Origin of the sequence: Vibrio sp. 10N.261.52.A1 (assembly GCF_002876325.1) — a bacterium.
Taxonomy (GTDB): domain Bacteria; phylum Pseudomonadota; class Gammaproteobacteria; order Enterobacterales; family Vibrionaceae; genus Vibrio; species Vibrio chagasii.
The window spans coordinates 1-3316 of the sequence record NZ_MCYD01001161.1 but is presented as its reverse complement, the minus strand read 5'-3'; the positions used below and the strand labels follow the sequence as shown (position 1 = coordinate 3316).

Annotated in this window: 3 protein-coding genes and 1 pseudogene; 3 read left to right on the top strand and 1 reads right to left on the bottom strand. The window is 45.3% G+C overall.

Annotated features, from left to right (window positions below; all coding sequences use genetic code 11):
* Positions 1-34: 34 nt before the first annotated feature.
* Positions 35-778, bottom strand: coding sequence for a sporulation protein (locus BCT81_RS24875; protein WP_004738449.1), 744 nt, complete (start codon positions 776-778; stop codon positions 35-37).
* A gap of 181 nt (positions 779-959) precedes the next feature.
* Here BCT81_RS24875 and hutC point away from each other — a divergent pair, with 181 nt between their 5' ends.
* From hutC to BCT81_RS24860, 3 genes and pseudogenes are all read left to right on the top strand, one after another.
* A complete protein-coding gene (gene hutC / locus BCT81_RS24870; protein ID WP_102426194.1) occupies positions 960-1673 on the top strand; it encodes a histidine utilization repressor in 714 nt (237 codons plus the stop codon).
* A gap of 113 nt (positions 1674-1786) precedes the next feature.
* Positions 1787-3031: an imidazolonepropionase gene (gene hutI, locus BCT81_RS24865; RefSeq protein ID WP_102426193.1), complete on the top strand. Its 1245-nt coding sequence runs from the start codon at positions 1787-1789 to the stop codon at positions 3029-3031.
* Positions 3018-3316 (top strand): annotated as a pseudogene (locus BCT81_RS24860) (formimidoylglutamase); the annotation flags it as partial. The gene hutI and the pseudogene BCT81_RS24860, both read left to right, overlap by 14 nt.

The following is a 3316-nucleotide window of genomic DNA, read 5'->3' as shown; positions in this document are numbered from 1 at the left end:
TTAATAGAGAGAGCGACGACTAACAGAGAGGCAATTATGCACTCATGATTCTTGAAACTGCATTGCGAATGTCTGAGTCTGCTGCATTAGCAGGTAAGCTGAATGAAATGTATTGGTCACCACGGAAGCTCAGTGAACGGTCAATTTCGGCTAAGCAATGAACCATAGAACCATCTACGATGAATGACAGCTCGATTTCTTTGTTATTCATGAAGCCGCCGCTACGAAATTCAATCTCTTGGTAACAACCCGAACGTGAAGCGAAGGTGTTACCTTTTAAGTAGCCCTTCTCTACATCTGCTTTCACCATAGCCATACCCGAGGCTTCAACACCTTGAATGATTTTCGCGACTGTTGGCAATGGGTGAACAGAGATGAAATCACGGTCTTTAGGGTCAATCGCGAAGCCAATATCTAGGTTGGTTTCTACCCAAACATGGCACTGATTCATTTTTGCGTTCAACGCAGTCACGGGCGTTTCATCATTCAGCTTAAGACGGAATGGTACCAACTTAGTTTCGCCGGGTTGAATCACAAACGGCTCTACGGCTTGAATACGACCAAGTGAAAAGGTTTCGTAACTGGTGCTATCTTCTGTTTCCACTTTAACTTCTGTGTTAAGAACCAAGTTAATCATGTCGATTTGTTGCTCAACATCGCCACCAATGATGTGAACGTTACCAGACAACTCGCCACCTTGGAAAACGTCAATATTATCTAAGACGGTATCGACCTTAGCTGCACCTATGCCTAGCGAGGCCTTTAATTTCTTAAACATATTCTTTCCCTTTCTAATCATCTGATTTACGAGTAGTTGTTGCGTGACAATTTGCGACACTTGCCCCACAGAATCAAGACATTTGCGCTATCTATGTTGAACAAGCTCACATCCTCTGAGGAAATGTTGAAATCGTGAAAAAATCCGTTACTCTATTTGTATAGTCAAATAAGGTTTCATTATGTCGAAAGCGCCGCTCTACCTGCAAATAAAACAGTTCATAGACGATAAGATCAGCAATGGTCATTGGCCGGTTGGCTATCAAATCACCACGGAACTCGAACTCACAGAGCAGTTCAACGTGAGTAGAATGACGGTGAATAAAGCCATTCGAGATCTTGTGTCTGAAGGCAAGCTCATTCGAAAACCAAGACTAGGAACTTTTGTGTGTGAGCCACAGGAAAAAGCGCAATCTCCCCTACTTGATATCAACAACATCGCGCAAGAGATCAAAGACCGTGGCCAAACGTACACAAGCCAAGTGATCAAGCACAATAGTATCAAGGCAGATGAGAGCACCGCTACACGGTTAGGTGTGATGATCAATGCGGAAGTCTTCTATAGTGAAATCATCCACTTTGCCGATAACACACCGATACAACTAGAAGCTCGCTGGGTAAACTCGCAAGCAGCTCCCCAATACTTAGAACAAGACTTTTCAACCTCAACACCGAATGAATACCTTTCCAAAAGTTGCCCGTTGAGTGCGATTGAGCACACAGTCGAAGCCATCATTCCAGACTCCAACATCCGCCAAGCACTAAAGCTAACGGAATCAGAACCTTGCTTGCTTCTTAATAGAAGAACATGGAGCAAGGAGCGCCTTATCAGCTTTGCATTACTCTACCACCCAGGCTCTAAGTACAAATTAAGCTCTAAGATCGTTTTAGATTAAAGAATATCATCCTGATCGCCGATCACATTTTTGCAACATCAACTTGATTCGGGTCAGTATTTAGCCTATTTATTTGTATATACATTTATTGTTTAGCAAAGATCTAGGTGATTATGAATTTGATCCTCAAAAATGCGCGAGTGGTTTCGATGAGCTCGGGAGTCGACGGTTACCAACCTTCTTCCCCGCAAGATATCGTTATCGAAAACGGTAAGATCGTATCCCTGTCACACTCAAGCGATGAGTCACTTCATTGTGATACCGCGAGTGCTAGCCGCTCTGTTGATCACATCATCTACGACTGCAAAAACAAGCTCGTTACCCCAGGTTTGATTGATTGCCACACACATCTAGTGTTTGCAGGTAATCGTGCCAATGAATTTGAACAACGTCTAAATGGTGCGTCCTACACCGATATCGCAAAACAAGGCGGTGGTATTTTAGCGACGGTAACGGCGACACGAGCAGCACAAGAAGCCGAACTGGTTGAGATGGCGCTGCCTAGATTAGACGGCCTGCTAAGAAGTGGTGTCACCAGCGTTGAGGTAAAGTCTGGCTATGGCTTAACGCTTGATGACGAACTTAAGATGTTACGGGCTGCTAAAGCCTTAGAAAACCACCGTCGTATTAAAATCACCACCACACTCCTTGCAGCACATGCTGTACCACCAGAATATAAAGAACAGCCAGATCGTTACGTTGATCTGGTATGCCAAGAGATCATCCCCAAGGCTGCTGAACAAGGGTTAGCCGACGCCGTTGACGTATTCTGTGAATCGATCGGCTTCAACCTAGAACAAACCGAGCGTGTATTTGCCGCAGCTAAAGAGCATGGGCTAGCGATCAAAGGCCACACAGAACAGCTTTCTAATATGGGCGGCAGTGCGCTAGCGGCTAAATACGGTGCTCTCTCTGTTGATCATGTTGAGTACTTAGATGAAGCGGGGGTAAAAGCGCTGGCAGAATCAGGTACCGTCGCCACCTTATTACCGGGCGCTTTCTACTTCTTGAAAGAGACTCAACAGCCGCCTATTGCCTTGCTTCGTGAGCACAACATCCCGATGGCAATCGCGACCGACTTAAACCCCGGCACTTCTCCTTTTGCTGACTTAACGCTGATGATGAACATGAGCTGTACTCTATTTGGCACAACACCAGAAGAGGCATTACGTGGGGTGACTTGTCATGCAGCTGCCGCCATTGGCGAGTTGCAAAACAGAGGAAAAATTGAAGTAGGTTACGCCGCTGATTTGGCTATTTGGAATATCGATCATCCTGCCGACTTAAGCTATCAAGTTGGCGTACCTCATCTGCATAAACGCATTGTTAATGGCGAGGTATGTCATGACTCAATCTAAATCCAATAGCACTAACGCAACTGCAGTCACCACCCACAACTTTGTGTGGACAGGACGCAATGACCTTGAAGATGGCGAACTCGGTACTCGTGTTCATCACATTACCACGCAAGTACAAAGTACTGATTTAAATAACGGACTTAATGGCAACACTGTTGCCTTGGTTGGTTTTGCCAGCGATGCCGGTGTTGCAAGAAATAAAGGACGTGTTGGCGCAAAACAGGCACCTAATTTGATTCGCCAAGCATTAGCCAATATGGCTTGGCACAGTGATACACGCATTAC